We start from the raw sequence: 21,070 nt of genomic DNA, 5'->3' as shown, positions 1-21,070 counted from the left end.
TCATTTCGTGGATGACACCGCGATCGATGGAACGAAGAAAGAAAAGCAAAATGTCAAATCCGCATCAGACAGCATTCTATGGGAAGGGGGCCTCGGCGAAATCGCCCCGATGTTCTCAGCAGTTAGCCCGAGCGCCTGGCGCGCGCCGGTCGGATCAGCCAGCCAACAGGTAAGGAAGATGGACGTGCAAGAAACCACGGCAGCATGCCGGGACGCCTTCGCCGAACTGGCGTCGCCAGCGCGCACCCACGACCCGTATCCGTTTATGCGGTGGTTGCGCGAGCACGATCCGGTGCATCGCGCGGCGTCGGGCCTCTTTCTATTGAGCCGCCACGCCGATATTTACTGGACGCTCAAGGCCACGGGCGATGCCTTTCGGGCACCGGCGCCGGGCGAACTGGCGCGCTATTTTCCGCGTGCGGCGACCAGCCGGTCACTCAATCTGCTGGCGTCTACAATAGTGATGAAGGACCCACCGGCGCATACGCGTCTGCGCCGGCTGATCTCGCGCGATTTCACCATGCGCCAGATCGAGAACCTGCGGCCGAGCATCGCGCGCATCGTCGCAGCGCGCCTGGACCGCATGGCGCCCGCGCTGGAGCGCGGGGAGCCGGTGGACCTGCATCGGGAGTTCGCGCTGGCCTTGCCCATGCTGGTCTTGGCCGAACTGTTCGGCATGCCCCAGGACGACATGTTCGGGCTCGCCGCCGTCATCGACCCCATTCTGAAAGGCCTGGGCCCGCACGCCAGCGACCCCCAGCTCGCCGCCGCGGACGCGGCCAGCGCCAGGGTGCAGGCCTACTTCGGGGGCCTCATACAGCGTAAGCGCACCGATCCCCGCCACGACATCGTGTCGATGCTGGTCGGCGCACACGATAACGATGCCGACACGCTGTCGGATGCGGAGTTGATCAGCATGCTTTGGGGCATGCTGCTGGGCGGCTTCTCAACCACTGCTGCGACCATCGACCATGCGGTGTTGGCGATGCTGGCGTATCCCGAACAGCGGCACTGGCTTCAGGGAGACGCCGTGGGGGTGCAGGCATTCGTCGAAGAAGTCCTGCGCCGCGATTCGCCCGTCATGTTCAGCACCACTATGCGTATCGCCCAGCGCGACATCGAATTGGGCGGCGTGGTGATCCCGAAGAACGCGGACGTGCGCGTGCTGATCGCGGCCGGCAATCGCGACCCGGACGCCTTCGCTGATCCCGACCGCTTTGATCCCGCGCGGTTCTACGGCACCAGTCCCGGCATGTCGACGGACGGAAAGATCATGCTGAGCTTCGGCCACGGCATCCGCTTCTGCGTCGGTGCGCAACTGGCCAGGGTGCAGTTGGCCGAGAGCCTGCCGCGGATCCAGGCGCGCTTCCCCACGCTGGCATTGGCCGAGCCGCCGACCCGGGAGCCCTCCGAGTTCCTTAGGACGTTCCGCGCGCTGCCGGTGCGGCTGCGTGGGCAAGGGGAGCTGAGATGCGCGTCGTGGTCGACCAGGATCTGTGCGCAACCAGCGGGCAGTGCGTGCTGACGCTGCCGGGCGCCTTTCGCCAGCGCGAACCGGACGGCGTGGCCGAAGTGTGCGTGGCGACGGTCCCGCAGGCGCTGCACGCCGCCGTGCGGCTCGCGGCCAGCCAATGCCCAGTCGCCGCCATTCGGGTCATCGAAAGCGACGTTGGCGATGACGAGCGCGCCAGCGCCGACCCTGCGCCTTCTCCGGGGAAGGCCGAGCGGCATGCCGCGAAAGAACAACGCAATCCAGGAGGACACGATGGCGCGGTTTAAAGGCAAGGTTGCCGTGGTAACCGGCGCTGGCGCCGGCATCGGCAAGGAAGCGCCCTCGCCATCGCGCGCCAGGGCGGCAGAGTGGTGGTGGCCCACATTGATGGCTCCGCGGGCATCGCCTGCACTACGCAGATCGCGGCCGAAGCGGGCCACGCGGCTGGCCGTGGCCATGGACATCGCGGACGCGCAGTCGGTGGCAGCGCTGCTCGAGACGGCGGAGCGGCACTTCGCTGGGGTTGACCTGCTGGTGAACAACGCGAGCGACATGCATCTGACCCCGCGCCACTGCGCGATCCTCGACCTGGACCTGGCGGTCTCGGATCAGACCATGGCGACCAATCTGCGCGACACGCTGCTCTGCTGCCCGCAGGCCATATCGCTCGCGGCGGTGGCGCTATCGTCAACATGTGGTCGTGCCAGGGGCTCAGCGCTGACCCCGCGCAGACGTCCTACGCCGCCTCGAAGGCGGCGATGAAAATGCTCTGGGCCTCGTTCGCCACCCAGTACGGTGATGCGCAGATCCGCTGCAACGCGATTACGCCGGGTCTCGTCATGACCGAGCGTCTCCTCGCCAAGCTGGACGAGTGCATGCAACGGCATCTGCGGCGGCACGAGCTCCTGCCGCGCGTCGGCCGCCCCGAGGGACGTGGCCGCGCTGGTGGCATTCCTGCTCTACGACGATGCTGCGTTCATCACCGGCCAGGTCGTGTGCATCGACGGCGGCATGCTGGCGCATGTGCCGACGTAGGCCGAGCGTGGCAACAGCCGCGCCGCGCGGCCTGCCGGCACACCGCCGAAGCGGCCGCGGCGCCGCGCTGCTGACGGACATGCTGCTCAACCCGCTGGACCGTCGGCACCGGCTGCGGCACGACATCCCGGTCGTGCCCGGCGCTTTCCCCCTGGTCGGGCATCTTCCCGCCATCGTCTGCGACCTGCCGCGCCTGCTGCGGCGCGCGGAAGGGATGCTGGGCAGCCACTTCTGGCTGGATTTCGGCCCTGCCGGACACCTGATGACCTGCGTGGATCCGGATGCGTTCGCAGTGCTCCGGCACAAGGACGTGTCCTCGGCGCTGCTCGAAGAGATCGCGCCCGAATTGCTTGGCGGAACGTTGGTTACCCAGGACGGCGGCGCGCACCGGCAGGCGCGCGATGCGATCAAGGCGGCGTTCCTGCCCAAGGGGCTGACCCAGGCCGGCATCGGCGACCTGTTCCTGCCCGTCATCCGAGCGCGGGTGCAGGCGTGGCGCGACCGCGGCGACGTAACCATCCTGCCCGAAACCGGCGACCTGATGCTCAAGCTCATCTTCAGCCTCATGGGAATCCCCGCGCATGACCTGCCGGAATGGCATCGCAAGTATCGGCAACTGGTGCAGTTGATCGTCGCGCCCCCGGTCGACCTACCCGGACTGCCCTTGCGGCGCGGCCGCGCCGCCCGCGACTGGATCGACGCGCAGTTGTGCCAGTTCGTCCGCGACGTGCGCGCGCATGCCGCGCGCACCGGGTTGATCAACGACATGGTGAGCGCCTTCGATCGCAGCGATGATGCGCTCTCCGATGGCGTCCTGGTCGCCAACATCCGGTTGCTGCTGCTTGCCGGTCACGACACCACTGCCTCGACGATGGCCTGGATGGTGATCGAGCTGGCGCGGCAGCCTGTGCTGTGGGACGCCCTGGTCGACGAGGCGCAACGCGTGGGCGCGGTGCCGACCCGGCACGCGGACCTGGCGCAGTGTCCGGTCGCCGAGGCGCTGTTCCGCGAGACCCTGCGCGTGCATCCGGCGACCACGCTCCTGCCGCGTCGCGCGCTGCAGGAACTGCAACTGGGCCAACGGCGCATTCCCGCGGGCACCCATCTGTGCATCCCGCTGCTGCATTTCTCGAGCTCGGCGCTGCTGCACGAGGCGCCTGATCAGTTCCGCCTGGCGCGGTGGCTGCAACGCACGGAGCCGATACAGCCGGTGGACATGCTGCAGTTCGGTACCGGCCCACACGTCTGCATCGGCTACCACTTGGTATGGCTGGAACTAGTGCAGTTCTGCATCGCCTTGGCGCTGACCATGCACAAGGCCGGGGTGCGGCCACGGTTGCTGAGCGGCGTCGAAAAAGGCCGGCGCTATTACCCGACCGCACATCCGTCCATGACAATCCGCATCGGATTCTCATGAGCTCGCATCGCATCCTCGTGTGGCGAGGCAGCGGCGCCGGCGACGCGCGGCATTGCTGCACTCGGCGCGTGTGCTCGGTGCGAGCCCGGCAACACCGCGGCGGCTCGCCGCTCGCCGTGGCCGTGTCAGGTACAAGGAAATGAACAACATGCAGACCGGTTCTACGCTACACGACGACCGAACTGGTGTTTTCGCGCTCGGCGGATTGGGCGCGCAGGTGCGCGGCGCATCCGGCAGGCTGCTGCCGGAGATCTGGAGCCAGGACGGCGCAAAGCGGGTCGAACAGGCGCTGGCGCGTCTTCTCTGCGCCGAAGAGGACGGTGAGACCGAGTTGATAGCGGCGATGCGCTACGCCACCTTGAATGGCGGGAAGCGCACCCGCGCCTTGCTCTGTCTGGCTGCCGGCGAACTGGCCGACACGCCGGCGCACATGCTCGACGACGTCGGCGCCGCCATCGAGATGATGCATGCCTGTACCCTGGTCCACGACGACCTGCCCGCGATGGACGACGACGTGCTTCGCCGCGGCCTTCCGACCGTGCACGTCAAGTACGGCGAAGCCACTGCGATCCTGGTCGGCGATGCGCTGCAGGCGCACGCCTTCCTAACCCTGGCGAGCCTGGATGCGCCGGGCGACAACCGTGTCGCGCTCGTGCGCGAACTGGCGCAGGCGGTGTCCGCCGAGGGTGCCGCAGGCGGGCAGGCCATGGATCTGTCGCTGGTCGGAAAGCACGCCGAGCTCGACACGATCGTGGCGATGCACCGGATGAAGAGCGGAGCGCTAGTGCGCGCGTCCGTTCGCATGGGCGCGCTATGCGCCATCGCGGAGGATGCCGCGCACGCTGCGCTGTACTGTGCGCTCGATCGCTACACTGCCTGTTTCGGCCTGGCGTTACAGGTGATCGACGACATTCTGGACGCGACAGCTGATACCGCGACGCTGGGTAAGACCCCCGGCAAGGACGCGGCGGCGCAGAAGCCGACCTGCGCGTCGATCATGGGGCTGCAGGCAGCGCGCCAGTTCGCGCTGGATTTGTTGCGCGACGCCGGGGAGGCCATCGCCCCACTGGGGCCGCGTGCGGAACGGTTGGCGCAGATGCTGCAGCGGGCCAACGCGTATCTCTTCAAGCACGCGCCATGCGCATGAGCGCGCCCGTCCGCATGAAGGCGCGCCTGTGCCGCTGCGACCGGCCGGCGGCGGCGATGCATGCTGCACTGTGTCCGAGTCCGCCGTGGCGATCGCAGCGGGTGCCCAGCACGGCCGCGGCGCGCTGCGCGCAAGCCTATGCGGCGGACCGGCGCCAGCATCGGCGCGTCGCGCCGGAGCAGGGCGACCGTCCGGCGCTGCCCATGCGCAGGCCCGCGACGGGCCTGCGGCGACGTGCGCGGCGTCTGCCCGGACCGTCTGCAGAAGGAACATCCCAAGTGAACGCGCTTTCCGAACGGATCCTTTCCGAATTGCGCCACCTGCTGAGCGAGATGAGCGACGGCGGCAGCGTCGGCCCGTCCGTCTATGACACGGCGCGAGCTCTACAGTTCCGCGGCAACGTCACCGGTCGGCAGGACGCATACGCGTGGCTCATCGGGCAGCAACAAGCCGATGGCGGATGGGGAAGCGCGGACTTCCCGCTGTTCCGCCATGCGCCCACGTGGGCGGCGTTGCTGGCATTGCAGCGTGCCGATCCTCTTCCCGGCGCTGCCGACGCAGTTCAGGCTGCAACCCGGTTCCTCGAGCGCGAGCCCGATCCCTACGCGCATACGGTGCCGGAAGACGCGCCGATCGGCGCGGAGCTGATCCTGCCGCAGTTGTGCGGCGAGGCCGCATCCTCGCTGGGCGGCGTGGCGTTTCCGCGCCACCCGGCGCTGTTGCCGTTGCGGCAAGCGTGCCTGGTCAAGCTGGCGGCGGTGGCGACGTTGCCGAGCGGCCATCCGTTGCTGCACTCCTGGGAAGCCTGGGGGACGTCGCTGACCACCGCATGCCCTGATGACGACGGCAGCATCGGCATCAGTCCGGCGGCCACGGCCGCGTGTCGTGCGCACGCCGTGACACAGGGGAGCACGCCGCAGGTCGGGCGCGCCGACGCGTATCTGCAGGCGGCATCGCGGGCGACGCGCAGCGGCATCGAAGGTGTCGTTCCAAACGTCTGGCCGATCAATGTGTTCGAGCCATGCTGGTCGCTGTACACCTTGCATCTGGCCGGGCTGTTCGCGCATCCCGCGCTCGCCGAGGCGGTGCGCATGATCATCGCGCAGCTCGACGCCCGCCTCGGCGTGCGCGGTCTGGGCCCGGCCTTGCACTTCGCGGCCGATGCGGACGACACCGCCGTTGCGCTGTGCGGCCTGCGCCTTGCAGGCCGCGACCCGGCGGTCGATGCGTTACGCCATTTCGAACTCGGCGAGCTGTTCGTCACCTTCCCCGGCGAGCGCAATGCCTCGGTGTCGACCAACATCCATGCTCTGCATGCGTTGCGACTCTTGGGAAAGCCCGCCGTCGGCACCAGCGCCTACGTCGAGGCCAATCGCAACCCGCACGGTGTATGGGACAACGAAAAATGGCACGTTTCGTGGCTGTATCCCACCGCGCATGCGGTCGCTGCGCTGGCGCAAGGCAATCCCCACTGGCGCGACGAGCGCGCGCTCGCGGCGCTGCTGCAGGGGCAGCGCGACGACGGCGGCTGGGGCGCCGGTCGCGCGTCCACATTCGAGGAAACCGCCTATGCGCTGTTCGCGTTGTACGTGATGGACGGGAGCGAAGAGCCGACAGGGTGCCGGCGCATCGCGCAGGCGGTGGCGCGTGCGCTGGAGTGGATGCTCGCCCGCTATGCGGCGCATGCATTGCCGCAGACGCCGCTGTGGATCGGCAAGGAACTGTATTGCCCCACCCGGGTCGTGCGCGTGGCCGAACTCGCCGGGTTCTGGCTGGCGCTTCGTTGGGGGCCGCGCGTCCCGGCCGAGGGAGCAGGAGCGGCGCCATGATCCAGACCGAACGCGCGCTGCAGCAGGTGCTGGAGTGGGGGCATTCCCTGACCGGGTTCGCCGACGAGCATGCCGTGGAAGCCGTCAGGGGCGGTCAGTACATCCTGCAGTGCATCCACCCGAGCCTGCGCGACACCAGCGCCCGCACTGGCCGCGATCCGCAGGACGAAACGCTGATCGTGGCGTTCTATCGCGAGCTGGGGCTGCTGTTCTGGCTCGACGATTGTAACGATCTTGGTCTGATCGCGCCGGAGCAGCTCGCTGCGGTGGAGCAGGCGCTGGGGCAGGGCGTGCCGTGCGCGCTCCCCGGATTTGACGGCTGCGCTGTTCTGCGCGCTTCGCTGGCCGGGCTCGCCTACGATCCTCGCGATTATGCTCAGCTTCTTGACGATACCCGGTGCTACTGCGCGGTGCTGCGCGCAGGACACGCGCAGGCGGCAGGGACGGAACGCTGGTCCTACGCCGAGTACCTGCACAACGGCATCGATTCGATCGCCTACACGAACGTGTGTTGTTGCCTGTCGTTGCTGTGGGGGCTGGACATGGCCACCTTGCGCGCGCGTCCGGCGTTTCGCCACGTCCTGCGGCTCATCTGCACGATAGGGCGCCTGCAGAACGATCTGCATGGACGCGACAAGGACAGGTCGGCAGGCGAGGCCGACAACGCGGCCATCCTGCTGCTGCAGCGCTATCCGGCTATGCCTGCGGTGGAGTTCCTCAACGACGAGCTGGCCGGCCATACGCGCATGCTGCACCGGGTGATGGCGGAAGAACGCTTTCCAGCGCCGTGGGGACCGTTGATCGATGCCATGGCGGCCATCCGCGCGCAGTACTACCAGACCTCGACCAGCCGCTACCGCAGCGACGCTGCGGGGGAGGCCAGCATGCGCCGGCCTGAACGCGCGGGAGGCGGCGGCGTGCGCGCGCTGGCGTCGGTCCGATCCGACGCAACGCCGTCCCCCGATGCGACGGATGGAGCGAGCATGAGCGACACCGCCCTGAGCCGGCGCAAGGACGACCATCTGGACATCGTGCTGGACCGACGAACGGCGCCGGCCACGGTCGCCGCCGGCTGGGAGTACGTCCGTTTCGAACACTGCGCATTGCCCGAGTTGGACCTGACGCAGATCGATCTGCGCGCCTCGCTGCTGGGCAAGACCATGCGCGCGCCGCTGCTGATCAGCTCCATGACCGGCGGCATGTCCCGAGCCGAAGCCATCAACCGGCATCTGAGCGAGGCAGCGCAAGCTTTGGGGATTGCCATGTGCGTCGGTTCGCAGCGCGTGAGCCTGCAATCCCGCAACTCCCAGGGGCTGACACGCGCGCTGCGCCGCCTAGCCCCAGACATTCCCTTGCTGGCCAATATCGGCGGTCAAGGACTACACGACACGCCGGATCCGGACCGTCTTCGACACCGTGAGGTTCGCAATCCGCGGTGGATGCTGTGCCGGGAATGCCATCCAGGGCCGATCGAGCGATACCGGAGCTGATGGAACTGACGGCGCGGCTAGGAAGCATGCTGCGCTACCGGCAGGCGCCGAAGGTGCTGGCCCGATTTCTTGGCCACTGAACCGACTGAGACGCATGCGATCGTGCGCAAGCGTACCATCAGGATCGGCAAGCGGCTCAACGACCAGGTCATGCAGGAAACGTGGCGCGCAACGTCCCAAACGGATGACCGATGCCAGCTTGAGATGCGGCTTCCCGGAGATCGGCGCAAAGGGTTCGTCACCAGCACTGAAACGGCGCACGTTCGTAGCGCTGATCAACATTCGGCGCGAAATTTCGAGCTCGTCGTGGCCAGATGCAGCCGCGGGGGACGGGGAAAAAGGGGCGGTCGCTATTTCGCACCAGCAGCACCGATCAGCAAGCAATCGCAATCGTGCTCTTCACTCTCTCCAGGAAGTCGGATATCGCGGCTTTGGGGATGTGACGGTGATCTCGGACCGGGCCGAAATCCTAAACCGGCTGCCCTGCGCCATGCCTTAACCAACGACCCACATGATCGACTGGTTCATATTGCCATGAAGATCCAGCCCATGCAGCAGATCGCGGACCACATCGCACGATCCCGATCACGCACTTTTGAAGCGCTTCCAACCATCGACAGGGACATCAGAGCCGTGCGGTGGCGTCTGTGGCATGGGCGGGTCGGCCGCTCGATCCGCGACCTGGAGCAACTTCTCGGGTCCAAACTCAATTGAGCCAATATGCGACGAGAGCGGCGAGATGAACAGCGGCCAAGAAATTCCGGGCGAGCTTGTCGTAACTGGTGGCGATGCGGCGGAAGTCTTTGAGCCGGCAAAAGCAGCGCTCGATGACATTTCGACCTTTGTAGGCGCGTTTGTTGAAGCGATGAATGACGACGCGGTTGGATTTGTTGGGGAGACGGGCTTGGCGCCGCAACGAACAATTTCGCCGCGAAGGTTGTCGCCGTCATACTCTTTGTCAGCGAGGAGCGCACTCATGGGTGGCGCGAGCGCCAGGACATCGGGCGCCGCCGCGACATCGGCATCCTGGCCTGGCGTCAGATGCAGGACGACCGGCCGGCACAGCGGATGCTCAGCGATGGACCTTTGTCGTGCGGCCTCCGCGCGAGCGGCCGATTGCTTGCCCCCCCCCTTTTCCGCCGGAGCCACACCGTGAGCTTTAATCGAGGTCGAATCGATCGACAGCACAACCCTGTCTTCGCCAGGCTTGGCCAGCGCTTCGAACCTTGCGCATCATCGCCCGCGCTTGACCCCGCGGTTGAAGCGATTGCAGATGGTCGTGTAAGGGCCGTATTCACGCCGGCAGTCGCCCCATCGCGCACCCGACTGCAGCATGTGAATGATCCCGCTGATAATGCGCCGGTCGTCGTCCCGATCCGGCCCGTTAGTCCCGTCGCCAGATGAGGCTCGATAGGCCCCATTGCCGATCATTCAGCCAAAACAAACCCGTGCCCATTCTCTCGTCCCGAATCAAAAACTCGCAGGAGAGGGAATCACGTGGCGCTGTTTGGGTGCAGGCCCTGGGACAGCTTCGGTTGCGGCATTCTGCATAGCTTCGCTTCGTTCTCACAACATTGAGGACGTGCGGCCAAGTCTGCTCAGCTGTCGCTTGGCCTGGCTCGATCGACCGGCACCCCGCCGTCGCATCTTGAGGCTCTGCGGAGGTGCATTTACAAGGCATACCTCTTGACGCTGGCTTGCTGCGTTCTCTCGAACGATGCAAGCTGCGCGTTACTCAATCCCCGGGTCGGTTTCTATCGTCCATGGGCGCAGCTCGTCGACAACTGTCGGCTGACGAGCATCGACGCGCGACATCTCTGCGCCACGCAGGCCGGCAAAGGCGCTCGAGCACAGCGCCAAAGCCGATCCATACATCGGCGATCCGCCCTCTGAAATGTGACCGCGATCATCAACCGATGAGCATTGGATTGTCCGGATCCCCCCATGGATGCAGTCAGGTGGACGGTCGTGGCCAGCCGCCCCTCAGTGCAATTGACGGCAGTGCTCTTGGCCGACAAACGACGAGCAGAGTGGCATGTGATCTCCCGAAAGGTAGGGCGGTGGTCCATCACCAGGGTTTGTTAGAGCCAGTCCCGGCGAAGAGGGCGCAGTGACTGTCTCTGCGGCATACTCGTTGAGCTGGCGAGAGAAAGGTCTGAGGCAATGCCTCAGACGGGGCGGTTTTCGCTTCTGCTTTTCACAGGCTCCATTTTGGCCAGGCCGTCGTCGTATGAAATTTCCGTGTATGATCCACCGACGTCCTTGGCCGCGTCAAGCAGGTAGTCGAGCCTACCGGCCGTACCGAGCTTCTTGATGTCATTCTTGTCAACGCCGGCGAGGTCCATCATCTCCTTCCACACAGTTGATTCGTCGCAAGGCAGAATGCGGAAGGTGATGTCGCCTATCTTGGTGCGGTACTTCGCGAGCAGATCAATGTTGTTGCAGAAAATGAAATAGCTGCCTTTGGGGCTCAGCCTGCCATCCAGAACCTTTGCAGCCTGAGGTAGATACGCGAACGAATGCAGATATCCGGCAAGGACTGGGATCGTCGGTTCGCCTTCCTGCGCGATTGCAAGAACTTGTTCAATGGAATAGTCCGGAGGTCGTTTTTCGTCGGCGAGCTGGGCTTGGAACTTCAGCGCGATGTCACCCCGAAATCCAAATCGCCCCGACTTCGTTGTCTCGGTCTTAAGCACCGCATTCAGCAATCGCCCCTCCTTGTCCAACTGGCCAAGAGCGGTGTTGTCGATCGACGTCATGGAAGGCTCCTCATCAATCTGTCGTGTACATGCATGCCCAATGCGGCGTGCCCGCTAACGTTATGCAAGTTGCTTGCCGTGCGCCTATGTCTGTAGCGACGCACAGCGTAAGCGGCGGCTCGCGCCTGCATGAATACGTGCTGGCACCATCACGAGGTCTCGGCCGGATGAGGTCGGGACGCCGGAAAACCGCCTGTCTCAAACCCGACAGGTCGCAAATCGTACGGTTGCCGCCTGCAAAAGCAATTGATTTCAGCTGCATCCGGACTGGCATGGAATTTGCGAATTGTGCCTCGCGACACAAACTGAGAGCGAGCCAGAAATGATCAACCTAACGGATAGCGCCATCAACGCACTGAAGGCGGCAATCTCCTCGACAGCCCAGCCGGCAGGTGGTTTGCGGGTCATGGTCGAAGGCGGCGGTTGCCAAGGGTTCACATACAAAATGGGTCTTGCTCATGAGCCGGTCTCCGAGGAGCCCGTGTTCGAGCAAGACGGGATCAAAGTCTTCGTCGACAAGGCGAGTCGGGCGCATCTCAACGGCACCACGATCGATTTCGTGGTGTCGCTCGAAGGATCAGGGTTCCGCTTCGATAACCCAAATGCAAAATCGAGCTGCTCCTGCGGCAAATCGTTCAGCTGAGCCGCCTTCGGACCGTTCGCAATTGGAGGAGCATCGAACATGGGCCTGAAGGCTGAACGAACGAAGCAGTCTTCGAGTGCAGAGGCTTCCGATCGCGAGCGGATTGTCCGCGCCGTGCTCGATGCGATTCGGCCAAGCCTCAGGCGTGATCGTGGGGATTGTGAGCTCGTCGAAATCGAAGGCAACAAGATCATGGTCAGGCTCACCGGCGCCGGCATGTTATGCAAGCTTGCGGGAACGACGCTCGCGGCCATTCAGGCGCACCTGATCGAGCGGCTCGGCGAGTTCGTCCGCCTGATCCCGCTCCCCGCAGCTGCCAAAGTGGGGCCTTAAGTGCAGAGCGGACAGTCCGTGCGGCCGATCTACCTGGATAACAACGCGACGACCCGTGCACATCCTTTGGTGGTCGCGGCAATGCTGCCGTTCTTCTCTGGGCAATTCGGCAATGCGTCGTCCGGGCATGCATTCGGCATTGAGGTTGCGCCCGCATTGAAACAAGCGCGCCGGAAGCTGCAGGCCCTCGTTGGCGCGGCATTCGATCACGAGATCGTCTTCACCTCGGGGGCGACTGAATCCGACAACACCGCGATCCTGTCCGCGCTCGCCGTGCAGGAGGGACGGGACGAGATCGTCACTACGGCCGTTGAGCATCCAGCCGTGCTGTCCCTTGCCGAGGAGCTGGGCGGACGAGGAATCAAGACCCATGTCATTCCGGTCGATGCAAGCGGCCGATTGAACATCGAGGCTTATCGCAACGCATTGTCGAGGCGCACGTCAATCGCCTCGGTCATGTGGGCCAATAATGAGACCGGGACGATCTTTCCGGTGAAATCCCTCGCCAAGATGGCGCGCTCAGTTGGCGCGCTCTTTCACACCGATGCAGTCCAGGCGGTAGGGCGGATTCCGATTGACCTGAAGACTACGGACATCGACATGCTGTCGCTCTCCGGCCATAAGCTTTATGGTCCGAAGGGGATCGGGGCGTTGTATGTGCGCAAGGACATCAAATTTCGACCGCTGATCTTCGGCGGCGCACAGGAGCGGCATCGCCGCGCTGGCACCCACAACGTTCCGGGCATTATTGGGCTCGGCAAGGCGGCGGAACTCGCTGCGGCACGCCTCATAGAAGAGCAGATGCAGATTGGCGTGCTTCGCGACCGGCTGGAGCAAGGCATTCTCGCTCTCGGCTGTTGCATCGTGCTTGGTGATATCAAGAATCGCTTGCCAAATACGTCCAACATCGCATTCGAACATCTCGAAGCAGAGGCCATCGTCGACCACCTGAACCGCAACGGAATTGCCGTCTCGCTCGGTTCAGCCTGCGCGTCCGGCTCGATGGAGCCGTCCCATGTCCTGCGCGCGATGAGAGTACCACCGGCCTTTTTGCGCGGTGCGGTTCGCTTCTCGCTGTCGCGCGAGACGGCGCCGGATGAGATTGATCGTGTCCTGCAAGTCCTGGCGAACATCAATGCCAAACAGAGAGCCTCGTGGCGTGCGTGTCAGGAGCGCGCGGGCGAGAGCTCACAACTTGCGGAGCTCCTATGAAGGTCATGATTCGCCGTTCGCCCGAGACGGGGCTTTCGATTTATGTGCCCAAGAAGGATATTGAGGAGTCGATTGTCGAATGTGAGCACGAGACGCTGTGGGGTGGTTGGATTAGAATCGCGAACGGGTGGGTGCTCGACCTACCCGCGATGGCGAGTGACACTATCCTTCCAATTACTATCAATGCCAGGAAGCGCGGCGGCGAAGCAACCGAATGATGAATGCTGCGACTCCACAGAACCTCGCCAAACCAGCGGATGCGGAAGCTGTTCTTGGCGCAGCGGTCCGGCCTTTGCGAGGAAGGCCACATCATTCCCTGGCTTTGGCTTGACGTGATCGAAGGTTCAGCCGAACGTGCCGATGACTCCGGAAGCGGTCGAACCGTTCTTGGGAACCAAAATGGCGCCGACGCATGGTGCCAAACGCAATACTCGGCCTAGGCCAGCACTGTTGGGCCAGCGAGATGGCGTTGGCGGGGAGGCCTCGCGAGGGCCCATTGTGCTGACATCGCCAGCCCGGTCATTGCATTCCGCACATCTTCACAGCGTCAGGCGAATTACTGCAACTCCGCAAGGGTCAGTTTCGAGAGGATTGAATCTCGCGCCGGGCCAAGTCGTAGCTTGCAAATCGTGATGCAACGGTTCGCCATGAAAATCCTTGAAACAGTCAAACTGCGCGAAGACTAAGGTTGTAAATGGCACATGGTCTGACAAGGAGCGTCGACGAATCGCGAACTGGAAGGCCAACGTCCTCCGCTCCTGACGATGATCCCTATCTGTGGTTGGAACAAATCGAAGGCGCGCGGGCGCTGAACTTCGTCGAGCGGCAGAATAGCAGAACCCTGGAGGTGTTTGGCGGACCCGCAGCCGAACGAGACAGAGATGCGCTGACAGCGATTTACGACCGACCTGACAATATCCCCTATGTCAGCCGGCGCGGCGAGTATCTCTACAATCTGTGGACGGACGCCAATAATCCACGCGGCATCTGGCGGCGGACCACTCTGGAAGAGTATCGCAGGCTGAAGCCGTCCTGGGACATCCTGCTCGACCTCGATCAACTTGCCGTCAGCGAAGGCAAAGACTGGCTTCTGAACGCCACGGCCGCACCGCCTGGAATTCACTCGCGATGGATCTTGAGTCTATCGCGCGGCGGAAGCGATGCCGTCACTTGCGTGAATTCGACTCAGACACGAAGCTCTTCATCCACGATGGCGTTGTCTTGCCGGAAGCCAAAGGCAGCGGCGTATGGCTCGATTTTGATACCCTGGTCTTGTTAAGCTCCCATGGCGACGGCATGGCCGCGACCACCGGCTATGCGCGCACGGTGAGGCTGTGGCGGCGTGGTACGCATGTTGACAAAGCGGCAGTGAACTTTGAGACGAAGGCCGCTCATGTGTCAGTCGGTTGCAGTATTGACGACACTGTCGTGCCGCCCAGGATCTGGTTCCTCGATGCGACAGACGCCTCCAATTGCGTGGTCTGGCTGGGCGATGAAACGGGCGCCAAGACGAGACACGATTTGCCAAGTAACATCTGGATGCGGTCGCATCGCAACTGGCTCGCCCTGAAGCCGCACGCATCCTGGTCTGTAGCAGGGCAGACCTATGCCGCGGATACGGTGCTCGTCATCGCGCTGCGGGCATTCCTGGCGGGCAGCCGCCAGTTCGAGATTCTCTTCGAGCCGGGCCCGCGCCGTGCGCTGCAGAGCTTCTTTTGGAGTGCGGGCAAGCTTGTGCTTTGTCATCTTGACGAACTCCGCCCAGTCTTCGAGATCTGCACGCCATCCGATCATCGCTGGAACCGCGAGCAATTGGGCGGGCTTCCTGATCTTGGCGCCGTCGACATCTGGTCTCTCGATCGCGATCCGTCCGAGAGCAATGGCGATTGGCTGGCTCACGTCGAGGATCCGCTCACCCCGCCGTGCCTCATCCTGCGGGAGCGGGGCGTTGGCAGTCCCACCGTGCTGCCGAAGACGTTTACCACGGAGCACTGCGGCGTCACGCGGCACGAGGCCATCTCGATCGACGGTGAGCGAATTCCCTACCTACAGACCGGCCCGGTCAGACAGACCGGCAACACGCCAGTCCATCTGAGCGGATATGGCGGGTTTGGAATCTCCGTGAAACCGTATTACGATTCCGCGCTGGGTAAGCTTTGGCTTGACTGCGGCGGCACCACGGTTCAGGCAAATTTGCGCGGCGGCGGTGAGTTCGGCACGCGCTGGCACGACGCCGGCCGGCTGGCCGGCAAGAGATTGTCGCATGACGATTTCGCAGCCGTCGCCGCCGATCTCGTTAAGCGCGGCGTGACACAGGCCAAGCGGATCGGGGCCGAGAGTGGATCGAACGGTGGCATCCTCATTACCAACATGCTAACGCGATATCCTGGGCTCTTTGGCGCATTGTTCTGCACCGTCCCGCTGATCGACATGCGCCGCTACACCAAACTGCTCGCCGGGGCGAACTGGCTCGCCGAATATGGAGATCCCGACAACGCTGAGGATTGGGAGTGGCTGAAGACCTATTCTGCCTATCATGCCGCAAGACCCGGGCAGTCCTATCCACCGATCCTGATGGCGACCAGACGGCGGGACGATCGCGTCCATCCCGGACATGCGCGCAAAATGGCAGCGAAGCTGCAGGCGATGGGCTATGAGGCTTATTTCTACGAGCATGCCGCCGGCGGCAACGGCTATGGCAAGGACAACAGGGAGCACGCCGGCTTGTTGGCGCTGGGCCTGCGTTTCCTGAAAAGCAGGATCGGCTGGCTGGATACCGAGGACGTCAGCGTCGCAGGTAGTTGTTGGACGGTAGTTCGTGCGATGTCGACCGCGACGGCTGCAGCTTTACGAATCTGAGGCGTGCACACCCGTACGACCTATTCGAGATGCCTGCCAACTTTTGGACGCACGGTCCAATTCGTCGCCGTCGGGACCCTGGCCACGAGGCGTTTCTCTTCACCTGCCCGACAATGCGTCCGGAGTGTCAGGAAGGGGCCCGCGTGATCTTCACGACATAGGTCGGTAACGGGGGCTGCTTCTTGTCTGCATCTGGGAAGGATCGCCGGTTCAAGTTGTCCTTCAAAGCGTCCGAAACGTCTTTGGCGGATTGTGCTTTGAATACGCGTCACATTTCGGCGACAAGATCAACTTTCAACGAACAGCCGCTATGCTCTTTTCCCAAGGGCATAGATGAACCCGCGTACCCGCCCGTCGTAATAGCGCTGCCGGCGCTCTTGTGATCGCAATTCTGTCAGCTTTCCAACATGAGTTGATAAAACTGACATTCGATCAGGCGGTACCTAACTGCTTGAAGCGGACCGCAAAAATAGTTTGTGGCAGGTATGGCACGCCACTTGCTCTTGGCTTTTCAGAAACGACTCTGGGGATGCTTGCTGGAAGGATTCGGCTTGCGAAGAGAATTGAAAGAATGAGTACTTCAGCGCAATACCAGGTATCCTGTGGCGGCGGCGAGATCAGCGAGACCATGCAAGTCATGACTAAGCACAACAGCTGCGGTACGGTCGGTGGCAGCGGCAAGGGCAGGTGCGGATCTCAGGCGGGCATCGGCAATGTGCGGAAGGAGGTCTGGGAAAAGGTGAAGAACCATCCCTGCTACAGCGAGGAGGCGCACCACCATTATGCCCGGATGCATGTCGCGGTCGCACCGGCCTGCAATATCCAGTGCAATTACTGCAATCGTAAATACGATTGCGCCAACGAATCGCGCCCCGGCGTTGTCAGCGAGAAGTTGACGCCGGAGCAGGCCGCTAAGAAGGTGCTGGCGGTCGCTTCCGCCATCCCTCAGATGAGCGTGGTCGGCGTTGCTGGCCCTGGCGACCCCTTGGCGAATCCGGACAAGACATTCAAGACGTTCGAGCTCGTCAATAAACTCGCGCCAGATATCAAGCTGTGCCTCTCGACGAACGGTCTGGCGCTAGCTGATCATGTCGACACGATTGCAAGACTTAAGGTCGATCACGTGACGATCACGATCAACATGATCGATCCCGATATTGGCGCAAAGATCTATCCCTGGATCTTTTACCGCCACAAACGCTACACCGGCATTGAAGCTGCAAGCATCCTCAGCAATCGGCAGCTCCAGGGCCTGGAGATGCTCACCGCGCGCGGCATCCTGTGCAAAGTCAACTCGGTGATGATTCCCGGGATTAACGATCAGCATCTGGTTGAGGTTAACAAAGCCGTGAAGTCCCGCGGCGCCTTCCTGCATAACGTGATGCCGCTGATTACGTCACCCGAGCACGGCACCGTGTTCGGTCTCAGCGGGCAACGCGCCCCGACGGCACAGGAACTGACAGCATTGCAGGATAGCTGCGAAAGCGAGATGAACATGATGCGTCACTGTCGCCAGTGCCGCGCCGACGCCGTCGGACTGCTCGGGGAGGACCGCGGCGGCGAGTTCACCATTGAAAAGATCATGGCCATGGACATCAAATATGATGAACAGGCCCGAAAGGAGTATCAGGCCAAAGTCGAGAAGGCGCGCATTGCAAAGCTTGCGGCCAAGCAGGAGCAGCTTGCTGGGCTCGCCAGCGCGTCCAGCGAAATCAAGGTGCTGGTGGCGGTTGCAACCAAGGGCTCGGGCTTGATCAACCAGCACTTCGGTCATGCCAAGGAGTTTCAGATCTACGAGCTCTCAACTTCGGGCGCAAAATTCGTCGGCCATCGTCCTATTCATTCCTATTGCCAGGGCGGCCATGGCGAGGACAGCAAGCTCGAAATGGCCATCGATGCCATCAACGACTGCCATGCCGTGTTCGTGTCAAAGATCGGCGGCTGCCCGAAGGCCGAATTGATCAAGGCCGGAATCGAACCGGTCGATCAGTACGCCTGCGAGTTCATTGATGGCTCGGCGATCGCCTGGTTCAAACTCTATCTCAATAAAGTCAACGAGGGGAAGATTAAGCACGTTGAGCGGGTCGATCCGACGGCCCGCCGCAATGCGCTGATTTCCGCCGCCTGAGGATGGGTTCAGACAATGCCGTTCAAGATCATCGCCTCGCAATGCACGGGCTGTTCGGCGTGCGAAACGCAGTGTCCGAGCGTCGCTATTTCCGAGCGAGCCGGCGTTTTCCTGATCGATCCTGAGAAATGCACCGAGTGCGCCGCTTACTTTGATGAGCCGCAATGCGTGGCGATTTGCCCAGTTGATAGTACATGCGTGCTCGATCCGGCGCTGCCGCGTCACCAGGTTGCTTGATGGCCATGATGGATGTCACTACGACACTCGTTCAGAAACTCGGGCGGATGATGCTCCGCCTTCACGAGGCGCCGGCCGCGACTTTCCCCTTCTCAGTCCGGGTGGACGGCTCGCCCTGGTCGCAAACCTTTTCGCCAGTTGTCAAGCCATATTCTGGCGACGCGCCCGTCGGCGGGAGCGCGTCCAGCTATTCCTGTCGGCGCGAAGGCCCCTGTCTTGAGCGTCGAGGATCGATTTCGCCGATGGGCCCACGAAGAGCGGACCCGTCTTCCACGATATCAATCCAGTCACCTGCGGCCATCACTGATCAGGCGACATTCTTGCCCGAGGCCTTCTTCAGTTGGTCATCCGAGAGAGGGCGTCCTCACCGAGTCCTGTCTTGGTCGCACGGTGTCGAGCCCGCCGAGCATGATCCCAGGGCGACACGGCTATCCTATCACCCCGATGAAGGTGCAGAAAGTACACCTGCGCCACGCCAAGGCGTTCGCACCCGATCACGTGATGCGGAAACGAATTTCCTGCCGCCGGTGCGGTGGGCGCCAACGAGCCGGAATTCGGCTGCTATGAGAGCACCTCGTGTTGGTCTTCCTGTTCTCGCTCAACGCTTATTGCCGACTTGCAGATGCGTCTCGGGCAACTCGGAAAAGACGGCAGCTGTCGGGAGACTGCTGGGGCTTTTTCGCGCGGACAATGCTGGCGCCAAGGTGTTGTTGGACACGCTCGAGCGTATGGGCGGGACCGTGAGTGATGCTGTCCACAATGCCCTCGGTTGCCGGGGTAATCAGGTCGACTCTGTCGGCTGTGCGCATCCCGCGCTGAAGCACGCGGCTCGCGGCCGGCTAAAGCACGCCTCGCTCGATGACAGACACGCGTGCCGCGTCGATGGCTTCTTCAATATTAACCATGGGCTCACGGATAGTTATCTCGAGCATCTAGATTTTAGGCTGCGGGCATTGATGTTGCTGCACCGGCATCCCGACAGGCTCATGCAATCCGTAATCGGAAGCGCCGCCGTGCGGGAACGGAGGGAGTCGATCGAGGATCATGATAGGGCGGTTCGTAAGGCCGGGCGCCCGCGAGGCGCGGTACAGTTGAACCATGGAACGGTGACGGCAGCATGAGCAACATCGCCCGTGATAGTGACATCGTTGAGCTGACGGACGCCCCCTTCTTTGATTATGGTGACAACGTTCGGGCCAACCGCACCATCCGCAACGACGGCACCTATGTGGGCAAGGAGATCGGTGAGGTTCTGGTCAAGAAAGGCGAGCTTGGCTATGTCGTCTCGATCGGCACGTTCCTGCAACAATTTTATATTTATGGAGTCGAGTTCCTCACCTCCGGAAATCGTGTCGGCATGAAATGCAAGGAGCTCGATCTAGTCACGCCAAGCCACGAAGGCGAGGAGCCGTTCTCGCCAGGAGCGGCACCCCGATGATCGAACCAAGATCGCCAAAATACCGGTCAGGCCAACGTGTCAAGGCGGCAATCGATCTGCTCAACGACGGTTCCTTTCCGGGCGCGTCGGCGGAAGAGTGTCTGGTCAGCGTCGGATATATTGGTCAGATCGTCCAGGTCGGTCGCCATACGGAAGCGAACCTACCGATTTATATGGTCGACTTCGGCAAGCAGTTGGTGGTTGGCTGTCTCGAGGCAGAAATCTCTGCAGTCTAGGATATCGCGCAATGAACCCCGCAATCATCAGACGACATCATTCCGGATTACCTGCGCATCCATATCAACGCGGAGGTCGACGTCGCGCTGCTGCACCAGGATAGGACTGGGGCGGCATGGCAGCTGCTCCGCAAAGATCACCCCAAGGGCGTTTGGAAGTGGCATTCGACCCATCAACGGCTTGGCTTGGCGACAGCGGTTCTGAACAGGGTGCACGGTAGCGCAGCGGCAAATTGAGAGGTGGACACATGTCATTTGCCTATAAGCTGAATGAACACGTTCGCCATCAGCCTCAAGGTCCACAAGGGCGTACCGCAAATGATCCACCATCGCGCCCCTTAGGCATTCCGGCTTGCTCCCACAGGTGATATGCGCGGCGCTCGACGTCCTTCTGAGTCAGAGGACCTACCATTTGCGTGACTCCTAAGGAGACCCAAGGGCGGCTTAGGCTGGCCGCGTCCGAGCGTGTCAGTAGCACAGTTTAAGATGGTTTCTCTGAGTTTACCTTTGACAGGAGATTCACTTGGCTACGGATTCTTCACCTGAGATTTTGGATCAGCTGCTTGGTGGGGGCACTCGCAATGGGAACTTCGCGGGTCGATGCCGACCGCTTTGATTATGATGACGTGGCGCTCGGGGCGGGCTACACTGTCACATTTATAGGAAAGCTGCCATCCAACTCATTTTCAAAGAGAGCTTGAATCGTACGTAGCGTCATATTGTACGCTACCGATCGCGTAGAGTTGCGCTTCGGTTGCGGCATTTGGGACGACATTTATCGCGGACGTGTCGAGTTATGGACAGTACCGCCAATG

At 62.6% G+C, this 21,070-nt stretch carries 19 protein-coding genes and 4 pseudogenes; 19 read left to right on the top strand and 4 right to left on the bottom strand.

The features are described from left to right. Positions 1-178 precede the first annotated feature (178 nt). From ABIB00_RS31275 to ABIB00_RS31235, 9 genes and pseudogenes are all read left to right on the top strand, one after another. Positions 179-1,525 (top strand): cytochrome P450, encoded by a 1,347-nt coding sequence (locus tag ABIB00_RS31275; RefSeq protein ID WP_354107023.1) that lies wholly within the window; start codon positions 179-181, stop codon positions 1,523-1,525. Continuing rightward, entirely contained in the window at positions 1,471-1,779 is a 309-nt protein-coding gene (locus tag ABIB00_RS31270; RefSeq protein WP_354106994.1) for a ferredoxin, read from the top strand. The genes ABIB00_RS31275 and ABIB00_RS31270 overlap by 55 nt, the downstream gene beginning before the upstream one ends. Next, positions 1,676-2,364: pseudogene (locus tag ABIB00_RS31265) on the top strand (SDR family NAD(P)-dependent oxidoreductase); the annotation flags it as partial. The gene ABIB00_RS31270 and the pseudogene ABIB00_RS31265, both read left to right, overlap by 104 nt. Before the next feature lie 61 nt (positions 2,365-2,425). Then, positions 2,426-2,527, top strand: coding sequence for a hypothetical protein (locus tag ABIB00_RS31260; RefSeq protein ID WP_354107022.1), 102 nt, complete (start codon positions 2,426-2,428; stop codon positions 2,525-2,527). 79 nt (positions 2,528-2,606) lie between these two features. After that, complete coding sequence (locus ABIB00_RS31255; protein WP_354107021.1) at positions 2,607-3,944, top strand: cytochrome P450; 1,338 nt, start codon at positions 2,607-2,609, stop codon at positions 3,942-3,944. A 148-nt stretch (positions 3,945-4,092) separates the two neighbouring features. Beyond that, entirely contained in the window at positions 4,093-5,091 is a 999-nt protein-coding gene (locus ABIB00_RS31250; RefSeq protein ID WP_354107020.1) for a polyprenyl synthetase family protein, read from the top strand. Between the two features lie 278 nt (positions 5,092-5,369). Beyond that, positions 5,370-6,920: a hypothetical protein gene (locus ABIB00_RS31245; protein ID WP_354107019.1), complete on the top strand. Its 1,551-nt coding sequence runs from the start codon at positions 5,370-5,372 to the stop codon at positions 6,918-6,920. Continuing rightward, a pseudogene (locus ABIB00_RS31240) lies at positions 6,917-7,818 on the top strand (terpene synthase family protein). Before ABIB00_RS31245 ends, ABIB00_RS31240 begins: the two are co-directional and overlap by 4 nt. A gap of 85 nt (positions 7,819-7,903) precedes the next feature. Further along, positions 7,904-8,323: pseudogene (locus ABIB00_RS31235) on the top strand (alpha-hydroxy-acid oxidizing protein); the annotation flags it as partial. Between the two features lie 672 nt (positions 8,324-8,995). On the opposite strand, the gene ABIB00_RS31225 reads toward ABIB00_RS31235, so the two are convergent. The 3 genes from ABIB00_RS31225 to ABIB00_RS31215 form a co-directional block, all read right to left on the bottom strand. After that, the gene (locus tag ABIB00_RS31225) at positions 8,996-9,598 is read right to left on the bottom strand and encodes a transposase (protein WP_502917911.1); all 603 of its coding nucleotides are present in this window, start codon (positions 9,596-9,598) and stop codon (positions 8,996-8,998) included. Between the two features lie 45 nt (positions 9,599-9,643). Continuing rightward, positions 9,644-9,745 (bottom strand): hypothetical protein, encoded by a 102-nt coding sequence (locus ABIB00_RS31220; protein ID WP_354106992.1) that lies wholly within the window; start codon positions 9,743-9,745, stop codon positions 9,644-9,646. Between the two features lie 833 nt (positions 9,746-10,578). Then, positions 10,579-11,169, bottom strand: coding sequence for a hypothetical protein (locus ABIB00_RS31215; protein WP_247822246.1), 591 nt, complete (start codon positions 11,167-11,169; stop codon positions 10,579-10,581). Between the two features lie 322 nt (positions 11,170-11,491). Here ABIB00_RS31215 and ABIB00_RS31210 point away from each other — a divergent pair, with 322 nt between their 5' ends. The 10 genes and pseudogenes from ABIB00_RS31210 (at position 11,492) to ABIB00_RS31165 (ending at position 20,255) form a co-directional block, all read left to right on the top strand. Then, positions 11,492-11,812: an iron-sulfur cluster assembly accessory protein gene (locus tag ABIB00_RS31210; RefSeq protein ID WP_354106991.1), complete on the top strand. Its 321-nt coding sequence runs from the start codon at positions 11,492-11,494 to the stop codon at positions 11,810-11,812. A gap of 39 nt (positions 11,813-11,851) precedes the next feature. Further along, positions 11,852-12,145, top strand: coding sequence for a NifU family protein (locus ABIB00_RS31205; protein ID WP_354106990.1), 294 nt, complete (start codon positions 11,852-11,854; stop codon positions 12,143-12,145). A gap of 18 nt (positions 12,146-12,163) precedes the next feature. Next, the gene (gene nifS, locus ABIB00_RS31200; RefSeq protein WP_354106989.1) at positions 12,164-13,357 is read left to right on the top strand and encodes a cysteine desulfurase NifS; all 1,194 of its coding nucleotides are present in this window, start codon (positions 12,164-12,166) and stop codon (positions 13,355-13,357) included. After that, positions 13,354-13,575, top strand: coding sequence for a putative nitrogen fixation protein NifT (gene nifT / locus ABIB00_RS31195; protein ID WP_354106988.1), 222 nt, complete (start codon positions 13,354-13,356; stop codon positions 13,573-13,575). The genes nifS and nifT overlap by 4 nt, the downstream gene beginning before the upstream one ends. Positions 13,576-14,051: 476 nt before the next feature. After that, positions 14,052-16,216 (top strand): annotated as a pseudogene (locus ABIB00_RS31190) (prolyl oligopeptidase family serine peptidase). A 628-nt stretch (positions 16,217-16,844) separates the two neighbouring features. Then, positions 16,845-18,344, top strand: coding sequence for a nitrogenase cofactor biosynthesis protein NifB (gene nifB, locus ABIB00_RS31185; RefSeq protein ID WP_502917915.1), 1,500 nt, complete (start codon positions 16,845-16,847; stop codon positions 18,342-18,344). A gap of 15 nt (positions 18,345-18,359) precedes the next feature. Next, on the top strand, positions 18,360-18,581 hold the full coding sequence (locus ABIB00_RS31180; RefSeq protein WP_354106986.1) for a 4Fe-4S binding protein: 222 nt from the start codon (positions 18,360-18,362) through the stop codon (positions 18,579-18,581). Next, positions 18,539-19,702, top strand: a complete 1,164-nt coding sequence (locus ABIB00_RS31175) for a 4Fe4S-binding leucine-rich repeat protein (RefSeq protein WP_354106985.1) — start codon at positions 18,539-18,541, stop codon at positions 19,700-19,702. The genes ABIB00_RS31180 and ABIB00_RS31175 overlap by 43 nt, the downstream gene beginning before the upstream one ends. Further along, positions 19,699-20,019: a nitrogen fixation protein NifZ gene (locus ABIB00_RS31170; RefSeq protein WP_354106984.1), complete on the top strand. Its 321-nt coding sequence runs from the start codon at positions 19,699-19,701 to the stop codon at positions 20,017-20,019. Before ABIB00_RS31175 ends, ABIB00_RS31170 begins: the two co-directional genes overlap by 4 nt. After that, complete coding sequence (locus tag ABIB00_RS31165) at positions 20,016-20,255, top strand: nitrogen fixation protein NifZ (protein WP_247347531.1); 240 nt, start codon at positions 20,016-20,018, stop codon at positions 20,253-20,255. The genes ABIB00_RS31170 and ABIB00_RS31165 overlap by 4 nt, the downstream gene beginning before the upstream one ends. Positions 20,256-20,547: 292 nt before the next feature. On the opposite strand, the gene ABIB00_RS31160 is transcribed toward ABIB00_RS31165, so the two are convergent. Further along, a complete protein-coding gene (locus ABIB00_RS31160; protein WP_354106983.1) occupies positions 20,548-20,667 on the bottom strand; it encodes a DUF2934 domain-containing protein in 120 nt (39 codons plus the stop codon). Between the last annotated feature and the right edge of the window lie 403 nt (positions 20,668-21,070).

It is taken from the genome of Bradyrhizobium sp. LB14.3, from assembly GCF_040547985.1.
Taxonomy (GTDB): Bacteria; Pseudomonadota; Alphaproteobacteria; order Rhizobiales; family Xanthobacteraceae; genus Bradyrhizobium.
This window is presented reverse-complemented; position numbering and strand designations above follow the sequence as displayed.